This is a genomic window from bacterium, assembly GCA_035308905.1.
In the GTDB taxonomy this organism is placed as follows: Bacteria; Sysuimicrobiota; Sysuimicrobiia; order Sysuimicrobiales; family Segetimicrobiaceae; genus DASSJF01.
Genome location: DATGFS010000080.1, coordinates 1 through 21,203, shown reverse-complemented (window position 1 = coordinate 21,203; position 21,203 = coordinate 1). Strand labels below are relative to the sequence as shown.

Sequence of the window (21,203 nt, the reverse complement as noted above, 5' to 3'; positions counted from 1 at the left end):
GAAGGAGGCACGCGATGTCCCATATCGATAGCGTTCGGGACTTCATCATTCAGGAACTGCACTGGGGGGGCGACGTAGGCGCCCTGACCGAAGACTATCCGCTGATCGCCAATCACGTCATCGACTCGATGGGGCTGCTGATGCTGATTTCCTTCCTCGAGGATGAGCTTGGCGTGGACATCGCGGATGACGAACTGGTGCCGAGCAATTTCGCGACGTTGAAGAGTATTACGTCGATGATCGACCGAAAGCGCGCGGCGAAGAGTCCGACGTCCTAGCGCGCATCGTACGTGTGACGCGCGCGCAATCCTGCTCCTCGTCGCAGGGCCGCAGGTTCATGCTATTGTGAGGGTTTAGCCGGTGCGTAGGACTCAACCGCGGGCAGCGCGTTGAGCTTGGACCACCGCACGACAACCGACACCGTCGGTAGGGCCACCGCAAGCCCGGCCCACGGCCCCAGTCCGACGAGCGCGACCGCGCACCCCCCGAAGACCGCAGAGGCTACGTAGAGTTGCGTCGCGGCCACCGGGACGGGAAGGCCCATGGCCATGAGCCGATGGGGCAGGTGATCCTTGCCGGTGGAGGTTATGAGTTCGGACGGATTCCGCAACCCTCGCCGATACCGCTGCGCATGGACGAGGAGAAAATCCACCGTCGGGATACCGAGGACCAAGGCCACAGCCGTCCAAGGCACCGGAGATGTCCCGGGTGCTATGATGGCCGCACCCAGCCCCGCGAGCAGAAACCCCAGCATCAGGCTGCCGCTGTCGCCGAGGAAGATCCGCGCCGGGTAAAAATTGTGACGTAGGAATCCGAGCGCGGCGCCGGTCACCGCGGCGGCCCCGGTCGCGACTCCCGGGCGATGCGCGAGCAGGGCCAACAGCATAAGAGCCAGTGCACCGACCGCCGCAGCGCCGGCCGCCGCGCCGTCGATGCAATCGAGGCAGTTCATCGCATTGGCGACTCCCACGATCCAGAGCACCGCGAGGATTTCCCCGGCATACGGCCAGGGGAGGTTGACGCGAAAGTGGCTCAACCACGTGACGACGATGACGACGACGGCTTCCAGCACCAGTTTCGAGATCCCCAAATCTCGTATATCGTCGACGAAGCCGATGAGGCCGAATGCGCCCGCGCCCGCAAGCAGCAGGGTGATTTGGGCGGGGATCGTGGCCCGAAGGAACAGCAGAGTGGCCACCGCAAGCGCAACGTACACGGCCACTCCCCCGAGCCGAGGCATGGGCCGGAGGTGAACCTTGCGGGCGGACGGGTAGTCTACCGCGCCGATCCAGAATGCCAGCCGCCCGCACGCCGGTGTCAAGACGACCGACAGAACCATTGCCGTGAAAAAAGCCAGAACGAGGTCCATCGCGCTCCTGTGCGATGCGATCGATTGCACGGCGTCCTGACGGTAGTATACGGACGGCCATCCCGCGACATGATCGAGCAAACGGTGGATTCGATACACAACGTGCGATGAGGAAACTCGTCCGCGACTATCGTAGAGCGAGTGATTCAATCCTGCGATTGATTCGCTCCGAGGGGGTCGCGGCGGTTGCGGCCGCGAGATATCAGTGCGCCCGGAACCACGGACTATAGGGACTCTGCAAATAATACCGCTGCAGCATCCGTGCCACTTTCGCGACACCGTGTGGCGATGGGTGTATGCCGTCGCGGGGATCGAAGTCGTCGGCCGCCCAGGTGATCCCGGACTCCGCGCAATTGCGGCACGGCGTGTTGCCGGCAGCCCACCAATACGGGCCCCACGCGATCCACGGCGCCTCGCCGTTGCGATAATCGAGATCGCCGGCAACCGGATCGATCCGACCAGTCGCGACCTGGCGGATCTGTGAGTCGACCAGCCACTTCGTGGCGAAGCCTGTCTCGTAGGCGTACGGCTCGGGATTAAGGGTCGTGGTCGCATAGCCACCATAGATCCGCGCATGTACAAACAGTTGCTTCACGTTAGGGAAGACGCTCTTCAGGAAACGAGCCATCATGCCCGTATATCGCTCATAGTTGCACGCATCAGGTGATCCCTGCACTGCCGGGTTGGAGGCATTGAGAGCGCCGGCAACCCGACAAACCATGCCCGGGGACATCGGCGGCCAATTGTCCGATCTGATCGGGTCGGCGTTTTTCCACAGCACGACCTCGACCTGCTTCGCCGCTATCCCCCACAGCGGAAGCCGCTGGGTGAGACACAGCGTATATGCCCCGGGGTTTCTATGATTGTCGACCCAGTTGTAGGCAACCAGACCGGCAAAAGCACAATCGGCCAGAACCAGCGTCGTGTGATTGACCTCGGGATTGGAGCGCGCCAGCGGGAGAAAAGAGTCCGGGGTGCACTGGCTCAAATCCCTGAACTGCTCCCGGCACCACTCCATAGTCCAATTGCTCATTCCCAGTGCCACGACGCCGATCTTGCCGGACGGCGATGGCCGGCCGTCGGCGTCCAGGGGCACGATCTGGGATGCGATCCTCCTCCCGTCGGCGTCGTGCTGCGCGGGGACGTCGTTGCTGCTGCGACCTGTCGCCGGATCGGTGTACAGCAATCCTTCGAACCGACGAAGATAGCGTTCGTTCGGGGCAAAGTCAACGAGCGGCGTTGCCCGAAACGGCGCGTCCGACGGATGGGCGGAGCCGAGCGGCAGCGCTATGGTGACACCAAGCAGAAGGGCGAAGGCAAGGTTGCGAATGAGCCGCATGGCCTGATACTTCGAAGTAGTCGCCGGGTGGCCCTCGGCCGGTCGCCGCGAACGCTTGTTTGGCGCCGTCGGCATATCATCGATTGTCATCTGGGGTTGGCTGCTGGTTCCATCCAACGATGGTATGTGCCGTTGCGGCGGGCGGGTACTCTGTGGAGGACCATTGGACAGGTCTGCGCGTCCGTACGGGGTGGTCGACGGAGACCGCGTTGTTGAGGAGGTTCGACTGATGAAGCGGGATGTCGTCATCGTTGGCGGGGGACCGGCCGGAGCGGCCACCGCGATGTTCCTCCTCCGGCAGGGTATCACTCCGCTGATCGTCGAGGCCGAGACGTTTCCCCGGTATCACATTGGCGAATCGTTGACGGGGGAAGGCGGGCAGGTCATCCGGCGGCTCGGCCTCGAGCCGAAAATGACCGAGCGCGCGTGGCCGGTGAAGTACGGCGTCAAGGTCTACGGACCTACCGCCCGGACCTCGTGGTTTGTACCGGTGACGGCCCGGGACGAGAACTGGCGGCTCCAAGACAGCTTCACGTGGTCGGTCCGGCGCAGCGAGTTCGACGCGATGATGTTCAGCGAGGCGCGGCGGCGCGGCGCCGAGTTCCTGCCCGGCAAGGCGATCAGGCCCCTCGTGCATGACGACGGCTCGGTGCACGGCGTGCGGGTACAGGCCGGTGGCGGCGGCACGCTCGACATCGAATCCGAGTTGCTGCTCGACTGCTCCGGCCAAGCCACCTTCCTCGCAAACCACAGAGCGACCGGCCCAAAGTACCTGGGCGCATACGATCGGCAGGTCGCGTTCTTCTCCCAGGTGACGGGAGCGATTCGGGACTCCGGGGAGGCGAGAGACGAAAAGCCCGGCAACACGGTCATCCTGTACCAGCAGAAGTTTCACTGGGCCTGGTTTATCCCGATCGACGGCGAGGTCACAAGCGTCGGAATTGTCTGCCCGTCCGCCTACTTCCTCGACCGAAAGGAGAGCAAGCAGGATTTCCTGCTCCGCGAGATTCGTGAGCTCAATCCCGAGTTGGCGAGGCGGATTCCCGAGGCCCATCTGGTCGAGGACGTCCACGTCATTCCCAACTACTCGTACCAGGTCCGCGGGTTTTCCGGAAAGGGTTTCCTTTGCATCGGAGATGCGCACCGCTTCATCGACCCGATCTTTTCGTTCGGCGTGACGGTCGCGATGCGGGAAGCTGAGTTCATCGCACCACTCGTGCGCGCGTACCTCGGGAACGCGCGCACAGACAACGGCAATCCGTTTGCAGGCTACCAGCTGTCGAGCGAACGCGGCATCGACGTTCTCGAAGACATGATCGACCTGTTCTGGGAACAGCCGTTTACGTTCGCGGCATGCGTGCACCGTCGCTACACGGATCTGCTCACGGACGTGTTCGCGGGCCGGCTGTACGAACATCAACCGTCCGCCGGCACCCTCGCGTTCCGCAAACTGCTCAACCGCACCGAGGAACGCGAGCGTTCCTACGCGGACGGAGATACCTATTCCATTCCGATCGGGTCCCGCTACCATCCCGAGCGGGCGCCCTTGTGGCAAGTCAGGGGCGCGGACGTCGCAACCACCGAACACTGGCTCGCCTAGCGCCAAGACCCCGGGTCAACCGCCGCGGAAACGAGCGTGTCGCTCGTCGCCTCGTTACGGCGCGTCTTCCGCGACGGCCGCCGCGCGCGCCCGGCCCATCGCCGCGGCGGGGTGATCCCCTGCATCGTCCGCGTCGCCGCGCGCGCCGGTGCGCAGGACCCGTTCCAGCTCGTCGAGGCCCACCAGCAGTTCCCGCGGACTTGATCCCTGGGACGGCCCGACGATGCCCTTCTCCTCCATCTGGTCGACGAGACGCGCCGCCCGCACATACCCGATGCGCATCTTGCGCTGGAGCAGCGACACCGACGCGTAGCCCGCCCGCACCACGAGCCGCGCCGCGTCGGCGAGCAGCGCGTCGGCGTTGCCGGCGGAGTCCTCCCCCGCCCCGTCGGCCGTCGCGTGGAGCAGCGCGTCGACGTAGGCGGGCTCGCCCTGCGTCCGCCAGAACTGCACGAGCCGCTCCGTCTCCGCGTCGCTGATGAACGCGCCCTGCACCCGCGTCGGCCGGCTCGCCCCGAGCGGCGAGAAGAGCATGTCGCCCCGGCCGAGCAGCTTCTCGGCGCCGGGGTGGTCGAGGATCGTCCGGCTGTCGACCTGCGACGACACCGAAAACGCGATGCGCGACGGGATGTTGGCTTTGATGAGCCCGGTGATGACGTCGACGGAGGGCCGCTGCGTCGCGACGAGCAGGTGAATGCCGGTCGCGCGGGTCATCTGCGCGAGGCGGCAGATGATCTCTTCGAAATCGGCCGGCGCGACCATCATCAGATCCGCGAGCTCGTCGATGATGATGAGGATAAACGCCAGCGGACGGTCCGGGTGGCTGGCGTTGAACGCCTGAATGTTCCGGACGCCGTCCTTCGCGAACATCTCATAGCGGCTCTCCATCTCCTGGATCGCCCAGCGGAGCTTCGCGGCCGCTTCCCGGGCGCCCGTCACCACCGGACTCAACAGGTGGGGGATGCCGTTGTAGTTGGTCAGCTCGACGCGCTTCGGATCGATCATGAGAAACCGCGCCTGCTCGGGCGTGGCGCGAAAGAGAATGCTCGCGATCATGGAGTTGAGGGCGACGCTTTTCCCGGCGCCCGTCGCCCCGGCGATCAAGAGATGCGGCATCTGGACCAGGTCCGCGACGATCGGCATCCCGGCGATCCCCTTCCCGACCCCGACGGCGAGCGGCGAGGGCGCGCGTACGAATTCGTCGCTCGCGAGAATCTCGCGCAGGTGCACGAGGCTCGGGCGCTCGTTGGGCAGCTCGACGCCGATCGCCGACTTGCCGGGGATCGGCGCCTCGAGCCGCACGCTGCTCGCCGCCAGCGACAGCGCGATGTCGTTTTGCAAACTTGTGATCTTCTGGACCTTGACGCCGGGCGCCGGCTGAAGCTCGTACCGGGTCACGACCGGTCCGGTTTCCCACCGGATCACCTTCGCCTCGACGCCGAAGCTCGCGAGCGTTCGCTCGAGGTTCCGGGCCACCTCTTCGGGGTCCACTTTGCCGGCCTTGGCCTTCGCGGCAAACGCGTCGAGCAGCGACAGGTCGGGCACCACGTACGCGCGGCGCGGCTCGACCGGGAACGGCAGGGCCTCCTGCGCGACGTTGGAGCGGCGCCGCTTCGGGCGCTTGGAGGCGGCGGGCGTCTCCGGCGCCCCCCCGGCCTCGGCGCTCGACGGTGAGCCGGCAACCGCCGACTCATCCGCGGCGGCCGGTTCCGCGCCCGGCTCATGAGACTCCGCACCCGGGGCCTCGGCTTCCGCCTCCAATTCCAGCAAGGCCGAAGGTGGCGCCTCCGGCCGTGTTGCCGCGGACGCCTCGCTCACCGTGACGGCATGCGTGACGGAGGCGCGGGGCACAAGCGGGGACGCCGTGGACTCGCGGGCCTCCCGGACCCGATCCCGAACGCGCCGGACGACCGTGGACGCCGCCGTCGCCGCCCACACGGCAGCCCGGCCGACGACCGGAGCGACGGCGGCAACGGCCTGCCACAGCAGCCGGCCGGCGGTGCGCAGGCCGGCCAGGGTCACAAGCACCAGCCACACGGCCGCCCGGCCGAGCCACATCAGCGCGCCGCCACACCAGGCCGCGGCCGTCCGGCACGCGCGGGCGGCGGCCTGGCCCGTGGCGAGAAACACCGTCAGACAGAGTCGCCCGAGTTCGTCGAGCGAGACGCCCCACAGCAGCACGAGCGCCGCCGCGGCGCCGCCGACCGTCGCGACCCACAGGCCGGGTTCGCCGGTAAGGCGGCGGAGCGCCACCGAGAGGATCGCGCCGACGTAGCCGCCGCCTTTCCGGCCGGAAGCCGCGACCAGTTCTCGCCCGGCAGGGTACCGCAGATGCAGCGCGACGAGCGCCACGACGTACCCGGCGAGCAGCCCCCACACGCGGGCGCCCAAGGCAAAATTCCGGCGGACCACGATGATGAGACCGATGAGCAGGCAGAGGAACGGCAGGAACCAGATTCCAAACCCGAACGCCTGACCGGCGCGCGCGGCCACGAACCGCGGAGCGAGCGCGCTCTGGTGCGGGAAGAGACTGACCGCGACGAGGAACGCAAGCGCGATGAGCGCCGCGCCTACCGCCCTCGTGTATCCGGAGTGGGACGCCTTGTGCTTCGGCACTGGCGGCCTCCTAGGCTGCGATGAATGCGACGACGAGCGTTCGACGACGGGTGCTACACTTCAACCAGCATCGGCAGGATCATCGGCTGCCGGCGCGTCCGCTCAAACAGGTACCGTCCCAGAGCCTCCCGTATCGCCGACCTGACGGCCGCCCACTCCGTGGTGCCGCGCTCGTGGCACCGGGCGACCACCTCCACAATCTGCTTCTTGCACTCCTCGATCAAATCGCCGGACTCACGCATATAGACGAAGCCACGCGACACGATGTCCGGCGGCATGAGCAGCTCGCCGGTCTGCCGCTCGATCACCACGAGCGCGATCAGGACCCCGTCCTTCGCCAGCTGACGCCGGTCCCGCAGCACGATCGGGCCGACCCCGCCGAGACCGTCCACCAGCACCGACCCGGCCTCGATCGACCCCGTACGAACCAGCCGGTCCGCCGAGGCGGCGATGACCTGCCCATTCTCCGCTACCAGGCTGCGTTCCTCCGGTATTCCGACGGACGCCGCCAGGCGGCGGTTATGGACCAGGTGGCGGTACTCGCCGTGCACGGGAAGAAAATACCGCGGGCGGAGTAGCGTCAGCATCAACTTCAACTCTTCCTGGCAGGCGTGCCCGGAGGCGTGCACCGGGCCGCCGTGCAGCACCTCGGCGCCCTGGCGGTACAGCTGGTCGATCGTCCGCGCGACCATGCCTTCGTTGCCGGGGATGGGCGTCGCAGACAGGATGACCGTGTCGCCGGCCTTGATCGCGACGGCGCGGTGCTGCCCCGTGGCCATCCGGCTCAGCGCCGACATCGGTTCGCCCTGGCTGCCGGTCGTCAGGATCATCACGTGCGCGTCCGCGAGCCCCTTCAGCTGGTCGACCGGCACCACGGCGCCGCGCGGGATCCGGAGAATGCCCAGGTCGGCGGCGATCTGCACCGTATCGACCATGCTGCGCCCGACCACCGCCACCTTGCGCCCGTGGCGAGCGGCCGTGTCCAACGCCTGCCGCAGCCGGTGCACGTTGCTCGCGAAGGTCGTCAGTAAGACCCGGCCCTGCGCCCGTGCCACGATCTCGTCCATCGCCGTACCGACCACCCGCTCGGACGGCGCGTACCCCGGCCGATCGACGTTGGTCGAATCCATCAACAGCAGGTGGACGCCTTGCTCCCCGATCTCTGCCAGACGCGCAAAATCGGTCGGGGGCTCGCCGATCGGCGTCTGGTCGAACTTGAAATCCGCGCTGGACACGAGCGTGCCGGCCTGGGTGCGCACGACGACCGCGCACGCCTGCGGGATGCTGTGGTTGACGTGGACCAGCTCGACTTCGAAGGGTCCCACCCGGAACGGCCGGCGTGTCTCGCAGACGACCTCCTGCATCGCCGGCGTATCCGGCGTCTCTTCCACACGGCGGCGCGCGAGCCCGAGTGTCAGCGGCATCCCGTAGACCGGGACGGGCGCCGCGCGCAGGAGATACGGGAGGCTTCCGACGTGATCCTCGTGGCCGTGCGTCAGCACGACGCCGTGGATCGTCCCGGCCTGCTCGAACGCGCGGTAGTCCGGGATCACGAAGTCGATGCCCAGATCCTCCTCGTCCGGGAACATCAACCCGGCGTCGATGACGAGACAATCGCTGCCGACCCGCACGACGGTGCAGTTCTTGCCGATCTCGCCGAGCCCGCCGAGCGGGATCACTTCGAGCACAGGACCGCCCGGGGCGCGGCGCTGTGGCCCGCGCGGCGCCGGGCCCGGCGCGGCCTTCGCACGGCTGCCGTCGGGGCGCGCAGACGCGCGGCCCTCGCGGGGCTGCGTCTGCCGGGATACGGGCGCTGCCGCCGGAGGCGACGCGGGGGACGGACGCTGGGGAACGGGACCACGCTCGCCCGGTGCCCGCCCCCGACGGCGGCGGCGGCGCGAGGTGCCTGGTTGCGAAGCCGTGTCGGGGCGCCGTTCGCCCCTCACTCCACCCTGCGGCTCTGAAGTCACGCTCACCTCATTCGTCGCGCGCGTGGCGTTACCCCGCGCAGACCCGGCCGGGATCGACCGTTTGACACGACCCCGTCTCCAACGATAGGGTACGATCAGTGGTCCGGAGGGCGTGCGTGGTGGCGATCGTCGCGGGACTGCTCGGGCTGTGCCCTCGAGCGGGTACCGGCGCCGCGCACCCTCAAGTCGCGATCGTCTTCGAGCACGCCGGCGCGAGCCTGGACGACCTCAAAACGATCTACGCGATGCGCCGGCCGTTTGGGCTCGGCATTTTTCCCCACCAGCGCTATTCCGCGCAGATCGTGCGTGACGCGGCCGCACACGGCCTCACGCCGATGCTGCACCTGCCGTTGGAGTCGATCAACGCGGCCGATGTGGGCCCCGTCGGCGGCATCGTCTGGGTGCGCATGACCGACGCAGAGATCGCCCGCACGGTCGCCGGGGATCTCGATTCCGTGCCGGGTGTCGCCGGCGTCAGCAGCCACGCCGGCTCGCGCGCGACGGCCGACCGCCGCGTCATGACCGCGGTAATGAAAGCTCTCAAGGCGCGCGGCCTGTGGTTCCAGGAGAACCGGACGACCCCGCGCTCGGTCGCTCTCGACGTTGCGCGGGCCGCCGGCATGAAAACGGTACTGGTCACAACGTACCTCGATGATCCTCCCACCGATATGGATGCCAAAGTTCGGGCACTGCTGCGAACCGCCGTTCGTCAGGGCTGGGCGATCGCCGGCGCGCACATCACGACCGGGGCGCCCGAAATCGTGGCGCGCCACCTCGCCGAGTTTGACGACGCCGGCGTCGTCTTTGTGCCGATCACCCGGTTCGTCGCCGCGGCCCACCCCTAGGACGAGGACCCGCCCGCGCGCCGATCCGCGGCGAGCGCCCGGAGCGCCGCGACGTCCCGGAATAGCAGCGGCCGTACCCCCGGATTGTGCAGGGCATACGAGGGATGATAGAGCGGCAGAATGGTGCAGATGTCGTGGGCCTGGGGGCGCCCGTGGCAGTCCCCGATTGCGGCGGCCGGCAGAAACGCGGCCAGGGCGTGCCGGCCGAGCGTGACGATCACGCGGGGACGAAGGATCTCGATCTGCTCCAGCAGCCAGGAGCGGCACGCGCCGATCTCGCCCGATAGCGGCGGCCGGTCGCGCCTCGGCGTGCCGGGTGTGGCCGCCCGGTGCTTGACGACGTTCGTGATGTAGACATCCTCGCGCCGCAGGCCGGCGTGCGCGAGCAGCTGCTCAAGGAGACGCCCCGCGCGCCCCACAAACGGCCGGCCGCTGAGATCCTCCTGGCGGCCGGGACCCTCGCCGACCACCATCACCGCGGCGTTGGGATTTCCTTCGCCGGCCACGGCGTGGGTCGCGCCCCGCCACAGCGGACAGCGGCGGCACCGCGCGACGCCGCGCCGGAGCGCCGCGAGCCGTTGTTCCCTGCTCCCCCGGTCCACGCCCACATCATAACCGGAGCGGCGCGGGAAGAAAACGAAGAGGGCGGTCCCAGCGGAGGCCGCCCTTCCTCGATCAGAACGCGCCGAGGTCTGCGATCGCCTAGTAGCTCAAACGATGGGCCATCGGCTAGTTGACGAAAGCGACCCGCATCTGCTGCAGAAACCGGCTGCGCGTATTCGCGTCGCGGATCCGCAGCGCGTCCTCATCGCTCACGACCACGTCGGTCTTGAAGTTCGAGAGCACCGGTCCGCTGACGCCGATCGCGAATACGACCAGCGGCCGCGGCCCCACGCGGCTCGCGCTTTGGAGCGACGGCGCGTACTCGACGATCCCGTAGTGCTCGGCGAAGTCATCGTTGAGCTGGCCCGGCTTCCACCAGCCGCGGCCGTAGACGATCTCGCCCGCGGGCGTCAGCACGGCCGGGCTGATCGACCGGTCGAGATGGATCGTGCGCACAAGAATAACGAGCCCGGTGTACGCGCCCGGCTGCGCCGACGCGCGCGGCGCAAATCCCGGAGCCGCCACCGCCATCGCGACCAGAGCCACCACCAGCATACGAACGGCGTTCCGTCCGATCCCCCTCATCTTCACCCGCGCCCCCCGAACAGATCTGATGTCGCCATTTGTAATGCCCAGTTAGCGCCGGGGACAGCGGTATGGTTCCAAAAAAGCATAAGTGTGAAGACAGAGAGTGTGAAGACAAAGTGTGAAGACGGCCGGACGAATCCGCGCCGGCGGAACGGGACGCCGCTAGGCCGGCACCGCGGCCAGGGCGAGGTCCTTCAGCACCGTGGCGATCTGCTCGCGCTCGTTCGGCGTCACCTCGACCAACGGCAGGCGGAGCCCGCCGGGGTCGAAGCCGGCCATCGCGAGCGCCGCCTTCACCGGGGTCGGGTTCGTGGTGATGAAGAGCACCTTGAACAGCGGCCACAGCCGGAAATGGAGCGCCTGCGCCTTCCGGACGTCGCCGGACGCGAACGCGAGGATCATCTCCTTGATCTCGCGCCCCGCGATGTGCCCCGCGACGCTCACGACGCCGTGCCCGCCGACGGCGAGCAGCGGCAGCGTCAGGCTGTCGTCGCCGCTGTAGAGCCGGAACGACGGCGGAGTGAGTTTGCGGATCTGCGACATCTGGTCGAGGCTGCCGCTCGCCTCCTTGACGGCGGCGATGTTGGGCACCTCGGCGAGGCGCGCGATCGTCGCGGGCTCGCAGTTGACCGACGTGCGGCCCTGAATATTGTAGAGCATCACGGGCAGGCGCGTGCTCTCCGCCACGGCCCGGAAGTGCCGGTACAGGCCCTCCTGCGACGGCTTATTGTAATACGGGTTCACAAGCAGCACGCCGTCGCAGCCTGCCTTCTCGGCCTCCTTCGTCAGGTGGATGCTGTGCGCCGTATCGTAGGTGCCGGTGCCGGCGATCACCGCGGTGCGCGCGGCCACGGCCTCCCGCACCGTGTGAAACAGGCGGATCTTCTCCTCGTCGCTGAGCGTCGGCGACTCGCCGGTGGTCCCGCACACCACCAGCCCGTCCGAGCCCTGGTCCGCCAGGCGCGTCGCAAGGGCCGCCGCCTTGGCGTAATCGACCGCGAGGGACTTATCCATCGGCGTCACCATCGCCGTGATCACGCGTCCGAAGTCCGCCATCCCGGTCACCCCCTTGCGTGTGATGTCGACCCGCCGTCGCCCCTTTACGGGACTAGCCGGCGATATGTGCCGGCCGACCCTGGGCCTGCGGCGCGGGCCAAAACGCGCCGGCCACCATGTAATTAAAGCCGGCGTCGCAGGAGACGTTCCGTCTTCCAGGCGGCGCCTCCTTCAAGAACCGTCGAGAATCTTGCGCGTCAGGCGCGCGCCGGCGTCAGCAGCCCGTCGCGCACGAGCGTCTCCGCGATCTGGACGGTGTTGAGCGCCGCGCCCTTCCAGAGGTTGTCTGCCACGGCGAAGAAGGCGAGGCACCCCGCGGCGTCGATCCGGATCCGGCCGACGTAGCACGGCTCGCGGTCCGCGGCCGCGATCGCGGTCGGAAAGTCTCCCGCGGCCGGATCGTCCACCACCTCCACGCCGGGCGCCCCGGCCAGCAGTTCGCGGGCGCGCTCCGCGGACAACGGCTCGGCGAAGTCGGCGTGCGCCGCCACGCCGTGGGCGCGCAGCGTCGGCACGCGGACGCAGGTCGCGCCGCAGACGAGATCGGGCGCCTCGAGCATCTTCCGCAGCTCCGCCTGCATCTTGACCTCTTCGCTCGTGTGCGCGCCGCGCAGCGAGCCGACGGCCGGAATGATGTTGAGCGCCATCGGGTGCTTCGGCGAGACCTCGCCGCGCGGGGCCTCCGGCGCCCGGCCGGTGGCGGCCGCTTCCTTGAGCTCCGCCCACAACTGATCCAGGCCGCGCTGGCCGGCGCCGGACGCGGACTGGTACGAGCAGGCGATCAGCCGGCGCAGGCGGGCCGCCCGGTGCAGCGGCGCGAGCGGCACCGCCACGGTCGCGGTGGTGCAGTTCGGGTTGGCGATGATGCGCCGCGGCGCCCGGCGCAGCGCGTGCGCATTGACTTCCGGGATCACGAGCGGCACGTCGTCCGCCATCCGAAACGCCGCGGAGTTGTCGATCGCCCAGGCGCCTCGGGCGGCGGCGACCGGCACCCATTCCTTGGCCGCCTCGTCCGGCGTGTCAAAGATCGCCACGTCGACCTCGTCGAACACCTCGGGCGCGATCGGCTTCACGACGTGCGGCCCGATGCGCCGTCCGGCCGAGCGCTGCGTCGCCACGAGCCGCAGCCGGCCCACCGGGAACCGCCGCGACTCCAGAAGCCGCAGCACCTCGCGCCCGACCGCGCCGGTCGCCCCTACCACCGCCACCCGATAGCCTGCCGCCATTCCCTCCACCCCCGCTACCCTCGGGACGCGCCGCACGCGGCGCGCCGGTCTCGAGCCCGCACGTCACGCGTCGAGCAGGTGCTCGAGGCCTTCCACGAACGTCCGCAGCGTCCCGGCCTTTTGAATCGCCAGCACGACGCCGGGCATGAAACACTCTTCGCTCACCGAGTCGTGCCGGATCAGCAGCGTTTGCCCCGTGCCGCCGAAGAGCACTTCCTGATGCGCGACCAAGCCCGGGAGCCGGACGCTGTGCACGTGGATCCCGTCGATCACCCCGCCCCGCGCGCCCGGGACCTGCTCCGTCTCCTGCACCGCCGGCGCGGGCGCCGCCGCCCCGCGCGCGGCGGCGACGAGGCGCGCCGTCCGCGCCGCCGTCCCGGACGGAGCGTCGCGCTTGCGGTCGTGGTGCAGCTCTGTGATCTCGACGTGCGGGAAGAACCGCGCCGCGCGCTGCGCGAACTCCATCATCAGGAGCGCGCCGACCGCAAAATTGGGCGCGAGCAGCACGCCCGTCTCCTCCGCGGCGCTCCGCGCCTTGAGGCGTGCGAGACCCTCCGCCGACAGCCCGGTCGCCCCGATCACCGCCGGCACGTGATGATCGAGCGCCGCCTCGGCGTGCGCGACCGCGGCGTCGCCGTGGCTGAAGTCCACCAGCACCGTCGGCCGCGCGACGAGAAAGATCTGCCCGAGATCGGCGCCGACCGCCACGCCGAGGACGCCGGCGCCGGCGACGGTCCCGGCGTCCTGCCCGACGGCGGTCGATCGTCCGAGCGCGCCCACAAGCGTCATGTCGTCGCGGCGCGCGATCGTGCGGATCGCGGCGCGGCCCATCCGCCCCGCCGCGCCGGCCACGACCACCCTATGCATCGCCATCACGCACCGCCTCCTCGAGCGATCTCCGCAGCTCGCGGTACTGGTCGAACGGCCCCACGGCCGCGAAGGTGAACGCGGCCGGCGCGAGCACCGTGCCGGCGACGCGCCGCACGTCCGCCTCCGTGACCCGGTCCACGTCCACGAGAATTTCGTCGAGCGTGAACTGGCGGCCGAAGTACTGCTCCGACCGCGCGAGCTTCGACATCCGGCTCCCGGGCGTCTCCAGGTCCAGCATCAGGCCGCCTTTGAGCGACGCCTTCGCCCGTGCGATGTCGTCCGACGGCAGTCCGGCCCGGGCCTCGCCGAGGATGCCGGCCGTGAGGCGCACCACGTCGACGCACGCGGCGGGGCTCGTGCCCGCGTACACCACGAACGCCCCGGTGTCGCGGTAGGGGGCGTGGTAGGCGGAGATCGAGTAGGCGAGCCCGCGCTCCTCGCGGATCTCCTGGAACAGGCGGCTGCTCATGCCGCCGCCGAGCGCCGTCTCGAGGACCGCCATCGCGTACCGGTCCGGGTGGGCCTGCGGCAGGGCGGGCGCGCCGAGACAGAGGTGGACCTGCTCGACATCTTTTGTCCGGAACGCGGCGGTGCGCTGCGTCGCCGGCGTGGTGAGCGAGGCGGGACGCGCCGCGCCGTTCCACACGCCGAGGGCGCGGCCGATCCGGTCTACGATCTCGTCGTGCTCGAGCTGGCCGGCCGCGGCGACGAGCGCGACCCCCGGCCGGTACCGCGCCTCCATGAACGCGCGCAGCTCCCGCGCGCCGAGGCCGCCGACGCTCGCCGCGCTCCCGGCCACGGGCCAGCCGAGGGGATGGCCGGGCCACAGGGCGGCGGCGAAAACGTCGTGCACGAGGTCGTCCGGCGCGTCTTCGTAGCTCGCGATCTCTTCCAGGATGACCTGCCGCTCGCGTTCCATCGCGCCCGGCTCGAGCGCGGGATGCAGCACCATGTCCGCGAGCACGCCGAGGGCCGCCTCGAGATGATCGCTGAGGACGCGGAGGTAGAAGCAGGTGTGCTCCCGGTCCGTAAAGGCGTTCAGGTGGCCGCCGAGCGCGTCCATCTCCTGCGCGATCGCGAGCGCGGAGCGGCTCGTCGTCCCCTTGAAGAGCGCGTGCTCGATAAAGTGGGACACGCCCATCGTCCGCGCGTCCTCGTAGCGCGACCCCGCGTCGATCCACACGCCGAGCGACACCGTGCGGACATGGGCCATCGGCTCGGTGACGACCACGAGGCCGTTCGGCAGCACCGCGCGGCGGTACGGCCCCGGATCAACGGCCATTAATGAAGAAGCCTCCTTGCGGAGGCTTCGCGCGCGCCTGGATGCAATGGGATCACGATCCTCCCGGCGCGCCGCCGTCGGAAGGCTTTCGATCGTGGCGCGGCCCGCCCTGGTGCCGTCCGCCCCGCCGATCGCGATCGCGGTCGCGCCCGCCCCGGTCGTAGCCCGATCGACTCGAACCGGGACGGTCCGAACCGGACCGCTCCGCGTGCGTCCCCTCGCCCTCGGGGGACGCGTCGGCCGGCAGCCCTTCCGGGCGCGGCAGCAGCGCCCGACGCGAGAGGTTGATGCGGCCGAGGTTGTCGATCTCCTTGACCTTCACGTCGACCTCGTCGCCCACCTTGACCGCGTCTTCCACCCGCGCCACGCGTTCGTGCGACAGCTCGGAGATGTGCACGAGCCCTTCCTTGCCCGGGAAAATCTCGACGAACGCGCCGAAGTTCATCAGGCGCGTCACCCGGCCGTGGTAGGTCTCGCCGGGCTTGGCCTCGCGCACGATATCCTCGATCATCCGCTGCGCGCGGGCGGCCGCCTCGCCGTCCGCGGACGCGATCAGCACGCGCCCGTCCTGCTCGATGTCGATCTTGACGCCGGTCTCCGACGTGATCTTGTTGATGATCTTGCCGCCGGGACCGATCACTTCGCGAATGCGCTCCGGATTGATGATGATCGTCGTGATCCGCGGCGCGTACGGCGACATCTCCGCGCGCGGACGCGGAATCGTCCGTTCGATCACGTCCAGGATCGTCATCCGGGCGTCGCGCGCCTGCGCGAACGCGCGCTCGAAGATCTCACGGCTCAAGCCCTTGATCTTGATGTCGAGCTGCAGTCCGGTGATGCCGTCGCGCGTGCCGGCGACCTTGAAATCCATGTCGCCCATCGCGTCTTCGATGCCCTGGATGTCGGTCAGCACGGCGGTGCGCGGGCCGTCCCGCCCCGCGGAGCCGGGGTCGCCCTCGGGCCCGGTGATCAGGCCCATCGAGATACCTCCGACCGGCTTGCGGATCGGCACACCGGCGTCCATGAGGGCGAGCGTGCTCCCGCACACCGACGCCATCGAGGTGGACCCGTTGCTCTCCAGGACGGTCGAGACGAGCCGCATCGTGTACGGCCACTCTTCCTCGGGCGGCAGCACCGGCTCGAGCGACCGTTCCGCGAGCGCGCCGTGCCCGATCTCCCGCCGGCCGGGCGAGCGCATAGGCCGGGCCTCGCCAACGCTGTAGGGCGGGAAGTCGTAGTGGTGCATGTAGCGTTTCCGCTCGCGGGTGCTGAGGTCGTCGATGATCTGCTCGTCCTGCCCCGTGCCGAGCGTCGCCGCGGTCAGCACCTGCGTCTGGCCGCGCTCAAACAGGCCGGAGCCGTGGGCGCGCGGCAGGAGTCCGACCTGCGCGGACAGCGGCCGGATCTGCGTCGGCGTCCGGCCGTCGGTGCGCACGCCTTCGTCGAGGATCATGCGCCGCACTTCGTTCTTGATCAGCGTGTCGAGCGCCTCGCCGATCGCTTTGTGCTGCGCCGGAAACTGCGCGGCAAGCGCCGTCTGGACGTCGGCCATGACCTGCGCGACGGCGTCCTCCCGCGCATGCTTGTCGGCGGAGCGCAGCGCGGACGCCAGACGCCCGGCGGCGGAGGCGTGCACGGCCTGCGCGATCTCCTCCGGCGGCCCGGCGATCACCGGCGTGACCTTCGGCCGGCCGGCCTGGCGGACGAGATCGTTGATCGCCTCGATGATCCGCCGGATCTCCGCGTGGCCCCGGTCGAGCGCCTCGAGCACCCGCGCCTCGGGCACCTCGCGCGCGCCGGCCTCCACCATGGTGACGGCCTCCGCGGTGCCGGCGACGATCAGATCGAGATCGGTCGTCCGCTCGTCGATCGCGCGCAGCGGCGGGTTCACCACAAACTGGCCGTCCACGAGACCGATGCGGACCGCCGCAATCGGCCCGGCCCACGGAATCCTGGAAATGGCCAGCGCCGCCCCGGCGCCGACGACGGCCAGGATATCGGGGGTGTTCTCCATGTCCGTGCTGAGCACGGTCGCGACGACCTGGACGTCGTTGCGAAAGCCCTTCGGGAAGAGCGGCCGGAGCGGCCGGTCCATGAGGCGCGCCGTCAGCGTGGCGCGTTCGCCCGGACGGCCTTCGCGCTTGAAAAAACCGCCGGGGATTTTCCCGGCGGCGAACATCTTCTCTTCGTAGTCGCAGGTCAGGGGGAAGAAGTCGATGCCTTCTCGAGGCCCGGCCGACATCGTGGCCGTGACGAGCACCATCGAATCGCCGCATCGCACGACCACGGCGCCGTCGGCCTGCCGCGCCAGGCGCCCCGTTTCAAGGGAGAGTGTCTTTCCACCGACCTCGAGCGAGACCCGGCCGGTTCGTACTTCGGTCACTTCGGTTGCCATTCAAGCCTCCTCATCATCCGCTTGCGGAAACGGCGCCCCTGGGGCGGAGTATACGCTCCCCCCCGGCGGGGCCAGGCCGGTACCCGCGGCGTGGCTACCGGCGCAGCCCGAGCCGCTCCACGATCGCGCGGTAGCGCGCGAGGTCGTGGGCGCTCAGGTAGGTCAGGAGACGGCGCCGCTGGCCGACCATTTTGAGCAGGCCCCTGCGGGAGTGGAAATCCTTTTGATGAACGCGCAGGTGCTCGCTGAGATGGTTGATGCGCTCGGTCAGCCGGGCGATCTGGACGTCCGGCGATCCGCTGTCGGTCGCGTGGCGCCGGAACTCGTCGACGGCAATCCCGGCGCCGCCCGCGGGCTCAGGGCTCATACGTGCTCCACCTCCATTAAATAGTGTGCCGCCGGGCCGGGACACCGCCGGAGCTACGCATGTCCCCGCCCGTACAACGACCCGATTGTAACATAGGAGAACGCCGGGAAGCCAGCGGACCTCGGCCGGCGGTCAGCGGACGCGCTCGACGTAACTCCCGCTGCGGGTGTCCACGCGGATGGTCTCCCCGGTCTCGACGAACAGCGGGATCTGGACGACCGCGCCGGTTTCGAGCGTCGCCGGTTTGCTGCCGCCGCTCACCGTATCACCGCGTACGCCCGGCGCGGTCTCGACGATCTTGAGGTCCACCGAATTGGGCAGCTCCGCGGCGATAGGCGTCTCCCCGTGGAACACCACGGTCACATCGAGGTTCTCGCGGAGAAAGCGCACCGCGTCGCCGAAAAGCTCGCGGCCGAGGGTCAGCTGTTCGTAGCTGTTCTTGTCCATGACGACGTACTCGTCGCCGGTGCCGTAGAGATACTGCATCGTCCGTTTTTCGAGGTAGACAAGCGGCACGCGTTCGCCGGCGCGAAACGTACGTTCGGTAATCGACCCGGTCTTGGTGTTGCGGATCTTGGCTTTGACGTACGCCGGGCCCCGGCCCACCTTGACATGCTGCGACTCGACGATCGCGTAAAGATCGCCGTCCAGCAGGACGTGAACGCCGGGACGAAAGTCGTTCGAGGAGATCACGCTGGTATCACCCTATCCGAGCCGGCACGCCGGTCTTTCTCCGTTTGCTCCGGGCCGTAGGCAGTGTACCCGCCCTCGTTCGCGGCTGTCAACGGCTTCCGCTCCGCGGCGGCCACCATAAAATCAGAGCACCCGGCCGCCGTCCGCCTCAGGAAGCCAGCAGGATCAAATCCTTCGAGAGACGAGTCAGGATGCGGGGGGCGCCGTCCGCGACCACGACCGCGTCCTCGATCCGCACACCGCCCCACCCCGGCAGATAGATCCCCGGCTCGATCGTCACGACCATCCCGGGTTCGAGGACCGCGTCCGAGCGGGGCGACACGGGAGGCCCCTCGTGCACGTCGAGCCCGATCCCGTGCCCCATCGCGTGCCCGAACGCCTCGGCGAAGCCCGCGGACGCGATCACCGCGCGGCCGGCGGCGTCGACGTCGCGGCACGCCACTCCCGGCCGAACCGCTTCGAGCGCCCGGCGCTGCGCCGCGAGCACGAGATCGTACACCTCGCGCTGACGCGCATCGGCCGTCCCAAGGGCGACGGTGCGCGTGCAGTCCGAGACGTAGCCATCGAAGACGGCGCCGAAGTCCACCGTCACGAACTCGCCGCGCTCCATGACCCGATCGGTCGCGCGGCCGTGCGGCAGCGCCCCGCGCGGGCCGCTGGCGAGGACGGTGTCGAAGGCCAGCCGCTCGCCGCCCGCCCGGCGGATTGCGATTTCGAGCTCCAGCGCCGCGTCGCGCTCGCTCATGCCCGGCCGCAGCACCTCGAGCAAACGCTCGAACGCCGCGTCGGCAATCTCCCCCGCCCGCGCGATCGCGGCGACTTCGGCATCGTCTTTGACCCAGCGAATCCGGTCGACGTCCGCGAGCGGCACGAGCTCCGCGGGCGCGAACCGCTCGCGCAGCCGCTCGACCTGCGCGTACGGCAGGAATTCCGACTCGAATCCGATGCGCGCCGGCCCGAGGGTCTTCACCGCGTCGGCGAGCGCCTTCGCGGGGTCGGCGCCGCCCCGGATCACGCGGCACGCCGGCGCCTGCGACTCCGCCTGCTCGTAATACCGGAAGTCGACCGCGAGCAGCGCCTCGGACGGCGTGACCGCAACCAGCCCGGCCGACCCGGTGAACCCCGTCACGTACCGGCGGTTTTCGGGGCGCGCCACGAGGAGCGCGTCGGCGGCCGCCGCGGCGAGGTACGCCCGCGTGCGCTCGAGATGATCCGCCGCCACGGTGATCATGCCCGCCTCCGTTTGAGCCCGACCATCAGCCGTTCGGCGAGGCGCGTGATGCGCGTCAGTGGGAACTCGCGCCGGCTCTGAGGATGGACCAGAATCGTATGAAGGCCGAGGCGGTTGCCGCCCAACACGTCGGTGAACACCTGGTCGCCGATGAGCGCCGTCGCCTCCGGCCCCGTCCCCATCATGCCGAGCGCGCGGCGCAGCGCCCGGCGGCGCGGCTTCCACGCACCGGTGACGGCCGGCAGGTCGAGGGCCGCGGCGAGATGCGCGACGCGGGCGCCGGCGTTGTTGCTGACGATGCAAAGGCGAAGACCGACCGCGCGCGCCGCGGCGATCCAGGGACCGAGGGCCTGGGGGGCGTCCCACGCGCCCCACGGGACGATGGTGTTGTCGAGATCGAGGATCACGCCCCGGATGCCGCGGGCACGCAGCGCGGACGGGTCAATCGCGTAGATCGAATCGGCCTGGGCGTCCGGCCGCAGCCATCGACCCATGCCGTCGGACCGCCTTACAGCGAACTCGCCGGCAACGTTGTCATCTAAGCCGCGGCCCGTCAGTGCGACTGACTGCTGTCGTGATCGCCGGGCGGCAGGTCGACCCCGTTGCCGGAACTCGGCGCGACCTCGCCGGCGCCGTTGCCTCCCGCCGGGCCGGTTTCGCCGTCCGGCGCGTCGGCCTCCGCTTCGAAGGCGGCGCGGACACGCTCGAACTCGGCGTCGTCCTCAATGGTGACGAGGGCGTCGCCCTCCATCCGGAAGATCACCGCGGTGTCGGGCTCTTCGCCGGATTCGAGCGGCTGCAGAATCGCGTACCGCTGATCGCTGACTTCCAGGACATCCACAATGCTGAACTCATGCTCGACGCCCTCTTCGTCCAGCAGGGTGATGACATCCTCGTTCTCGCCCACCCGGGACCTCCTGGCCAAATGTGCTACGTGCCCCGCGGACAGTATCGCGGGGCACACAGAGGATAACACCCGCGTCGAACGGGTGTCAACGCGCGCGGGCGTGTGTGTAATAGCTCAATGATTCTGTCACCCCTTAATGGCTCAGTGATTCTGTCACCCTGGCACCATGACCAAGGGGAGAGTCACAATGAGCCGGAGGGAGCAACAACGAGCACGTGTCCTGGTGCAGGTCATCGAGGGCCGCGT

At 69.2% G+C, this 21,203-nt stretch carries 19 protein-coding genes; 3 read left to right on the top strand and 16 right to left on the bottom strand.

Going from position 1 to position 21,203, the window contains the following annotated elements; genetic code table 11:
- Positions 1 to 14 precede the first annotated feature (14 nt).
- Positions 15 to 278, top strand: a complete 264-nt coding sequence (locus VKT83_19415) for an acyl carrier protein (protein HLY24643.1) — start codon at positions 15 to 17, stop codon at positions 276 to 278.
- Between the two features lie 62 nt (positions 279 to 340).
- Here VKT83_19415 and VKT83_19410 read toward each other — a convergent pair whose 3' ends face one another.
- Both VKT83_19410 and VKT83_19405 read right to left on the bottom strand, forming a co-directional pair.
- Positions 341 to 1,369: an MraY family glycosyltransferase gene (locus tag VKT83_19410; GenBank protein ID HLY24642.1), complete on the bottom strand. Its 1,029-nt coding sequence runs from the start codon at positions 1,367 to 1,369 to the stop codon at positions 341 to 343.
- 202 nt (positions 1,370 to 1,571) lie between these two features.
- Complete coding sequence (locus tag VKT83_19405; protein ID HLY24641.1) at positions 1,572 to 2,708, bottom strand: hypothetical protein; 1,137 nt, start codon at positions 2,706 to 2,708, stop codon at positions 1,572 to 1,574.
- A 229-nt stretch (positions 2,709 to 2,937) separates the two neighbouring features.
- Between VKT83_19405 and VKT83_19400 the strand changes: the two genes are divergently transcribed.
- Positions 2,938 to 4,308 (top strand): tryptophan 7-halogenase, encoded by a 1,371-nt coding sequence (locus tag VKT83_19400; GenBank protein ID HLY24640.1) that lies wholly within the window; start codon positions 2,938 to 2,940, stop codon positions 4,306 to 4,308.
- A gap of 54 nt (positions 4,309 to 4,362) precedes the next feature.
- Here the strand turns inward: VKT83_19400 and VKT83_19395 are convergent, their stop codons facing one another.
- Positions 4,363 to 6,924, bottom strand: coding sequence for a DNA translocase FtsK (locus tag VKT83_19395; protein HLY24639.1), 2,562 nt, complete (start codon positions 6,922 to 6,924; stop codon positions 4,363 to 4,365).
- A 53-nt stretch (positions 6,925 to 6,977) separates the two neighbouring features.
- The gene (locus VKT83_19390) at positions 6,978 to 8,612 is read right to left on the bottom strand and encodes a ribonuclease J (protein HLY24638.1); all 1,635 of its coding nucleotides are present in this window, start codon (positions 8,610 to 8,612) and stop codon (positions 6,978 to 6,980) included.
- 401 nt (positions 8,613 to 9,013) lie between these two features.
- Here VKT83_19390 and VKT83_19385 point away from each other — a divergent pair, with 401 nt between their 5' ends.
- Positions 9,014 to 9,739 (top strand): divergent polysaccharide deacetylase family protein, encoded by a 726-nt coding sequence (locus tag VKT83_19385; protein HLY24637.1) that lies wholly within the window; start codon positions 9,014 to 9,016, stop codon positions 9,737 to 9,739.
- On the opposite strand, the gene VKT83_19380 is transcribed toward VKT83_19385, so the two are convergent.
- The 12 genes from VKT83_19380 to VKT83_19325 all read right to left on the bottom strand — a co-directional run bounded on the left by VKT83_19380 (position 9,736) and on the right by VKT83_19325 (position 20,957).
- Positions 9,736 to 10,341 (bottom strand): uracil-DNA glycosylase, encoded by a 606-nt coding sequence (locus VKT83_19380; protein ID HLY24636.1) that lies wholly within the window; start codon positions 10,339 to 10,341, stop codon positions 9,736 to 9,738. The two genes, VKT83_19385 and VKT83_19380, sit on opposite strands and share 4 nt — an antisense overlap.
- 127 nt (positions 10,342 to 10,468) lie before the next feature.
- Entirely contained in the window at positions 10,469 to 10,897 is a 429-nt protein-coding gene (locus VKT83_19375) for a hypothetical protein (protein ID HLY24635.1), read from the bottom strand.
- Between the two features lie 195 nt (positions 10,898 to 11,092).
- Positions 11,093 to 11,986: a 4-hydroxy-tetrahydrodipicolinate synthase gene (dapA, locus tag VKT83_19370; protein ID HLY24634.1), complete on the bottom strand. Its 894-nt coding sequence runs from the start codon at positions 11,984 to 11,986 to the stop codon at positions 11,093 to 11,095.
- Between the two features lie 197 nt (positions 11,987 to 12,183).
- The gene (locus tag VKT83_19365) at positions 12,184 to 13,212 is read right to left on the bottom strand and encodes an aspartate-semialdehyde dehydrogenase (GenBank protein HLY24633.1); all 1,029 of its coding nucleotides are present in this window, start codon (positions 13,210 to 13,212) and stop codon (positions 12,184 to 12,186) included.
- A 63-nt stretch (positions 13,213 to 13,275) separates the two neighbouring features.
- The gene (gene dapB / locus VKT83_19360) at positions 13,276 to 14,085 is read right to left on the bottom strand and encodes a 4-hydroxy-tetrahydrodipicolinate reductase (GenBank protein ID HLY24632.1); all 810 of its coding nucleotides are present in this window, start codon (positions 14,083 to 14,085) and stop codon (positions 13,276 to 13,278) included.
- Positions 14,072 to 15,364 (bottom strand): pitrilysin family protein, encoded by a 1,293-nt coding sequence (locus VKT83_19355; GenBank protein HLY24631.1) that lies wholly within the window; start codon positions 15,362 to 15,364, stop codon positions 14,072 to 14,074. Before VKT83_19355 ends, dapB begins: the two co-directional genes overlap by 14 nt.
- 52 nt (positions 15,365 to 15,416) lie before the next feature.
- Positions 15,417 to 17,759, bottom strand: a complete 2,343-nt coding sequence (locus VKT83_19350; protein ID HLY24630.1) for a polyribonucleotide nucleotidyltransferase — start codon at positions 17,757 to 17,759, stop codon at positions 15,417 to 15,419.
- A 94-nt stretch (positions 17,760 to 17,853) separates the two neighbouring features.
- Positions 17,854 to 18,126, bottom strand: coding sequence for a 30S ribosomal protein S15 (gene rpsO / locus VKT83_19345; protein HLY24629.1), 273 nt, complete (start codon positions 18,124 to 18,126; stop codon positions 17,854 to 17,856).
- Positions 18,127 to 18,258: 132 nt separating this feature from the next.
- Positions 18,259 to 18,819, bottom strand: a complete 561-nt coding sequence (gene efp, locus VKT83_19340) for an elongation factor P (protein ID HLY24628.1) — start codon at positions 18,817 to 18,819, stop codon at positions 18,259 to 18,261.
- Between the two features lie 148 nt (positions 18,820 to 18,967).
- Positions 18,968 to 20,050, bottom strand: a complete 1,083-nt coding sequence (locus tag VKT83_19335; GenBank protein HLY24627.1) for an aminopeptidase P family protein — start codon at positions 20,048 to 20,050, stop codon at positions 18,968 to 18,970.
- Complete coding sequence (locus VKT83_19330; protein ID HLY24626.1) at positions 20,047 to 20,544, bottom strand: YqeG family HAD IIIA-type phosphatase; 498 nt, start codon at positions 20,542 to 20,544, stop codon at positions 20,047 to 20,049. Before VKT83_19330 ends, VKT83_19335 begins: the two co-directional genes overlap by 4 nt.
- A 59-nt stretch (positions 20,545 to 20,603) precedes the next feature.
- Entirely contained in the window at positions 20,604 to 20,957 is a 354-nt protein-coding gene (locus tag VKT83_19325) for a DUF1292 domain-containing protein (protein HLY24625.1), read from the bottom strand.
- Positions 20,958 to 21,203: the final 246 nt, after the last annotated feature.

Coding starts and splice junctions, on each gene's coding strand:
- VKT83_19415 (HLY24643.1), top strand. CDS start 15: ATGTCCCATATCGATAGCGTTCGGGACTTCATCATTCAGGAACTGCAC.
- VKT83_19410 (HLY24642.1), bottom strand. CDS start 1,369: ATGGACCTCGTTCTGGCTTTTTTCACGGCAATGGTTCTGTCGGTCGTC.
- VKT83_19405 (HLY24641.1), bottom strand. CDS start 2,708: ATGCGGCTCATTCGCAACCTTGCCTTCGCCCTTCTGCTTGGTGTCACC.
- VKT83_19400 (HLY24640.1), top strand. CDS start 2,938: ATGAAGCGGGATGTCGTCATCGTTGGCGGGGGACCGGCCGGAGCGGCC.
- VKT83_19375 (HLY24635.1), bottom strand. CDS start 10,897: ATGCTGGTGGTGGCTCTGGTCGCGATGGCGGTGGCGGCTCCGGGATTT.
- dapA (HLY24634.1), bottom strand. CDS start 11,986: ATGGCGGACTTCGGACGCGTGATCACGGCGATGGTGACGCCGATGGAT.
- VKT83_19365 (HLY24633.1), bottom strand. CDS start 13,212: ATGGCGGCAGGCTATCGGGTGGCGGTGGTAGGGGCGACCGGCGCGGTC.
- dapB (HLY24632.1), bottom strand. CDS start 14,085: ATGGCGATGCATAGGGTGGTCGTGGCCGGCGCGGCGGGGCGGATGGGC.
- VKT83_19355 (HLY24631.1), bottom strand. CDS start 15,364: ATGGCCGTTGATCCGGGGCCGTACCGCCGCGCGGTGCTGCCGAACGGC.
- VKT83_19350 (HLY24630.1), bottom strand. CDS start 17,759: ATGGCAACCGAAGTGACCGAAGTACGAACCGGCCGGGTCTCGCTCGAG.
- rpsO (HLY24629.1), bottom strand. CDS start 18,126: ATGAGCCCTGAGCCCGCGGGCGGCGCCGGGATTGCCGTCGACGAGTTC.
- VKT83_19335 (HLY24627.1), bottom strand. CDS start 20,050: ATGATCACCGTGGCGGCGGATCATCTCGAGCGCACGCGGGCGTACCTC.
- VKT83_19330 (HLY24626.1), bottom strand. CDS start 20,544: ATGGGTCGATGGCTGCGGCCGGACGCCCAGGCCGATTCGATCTACGCG.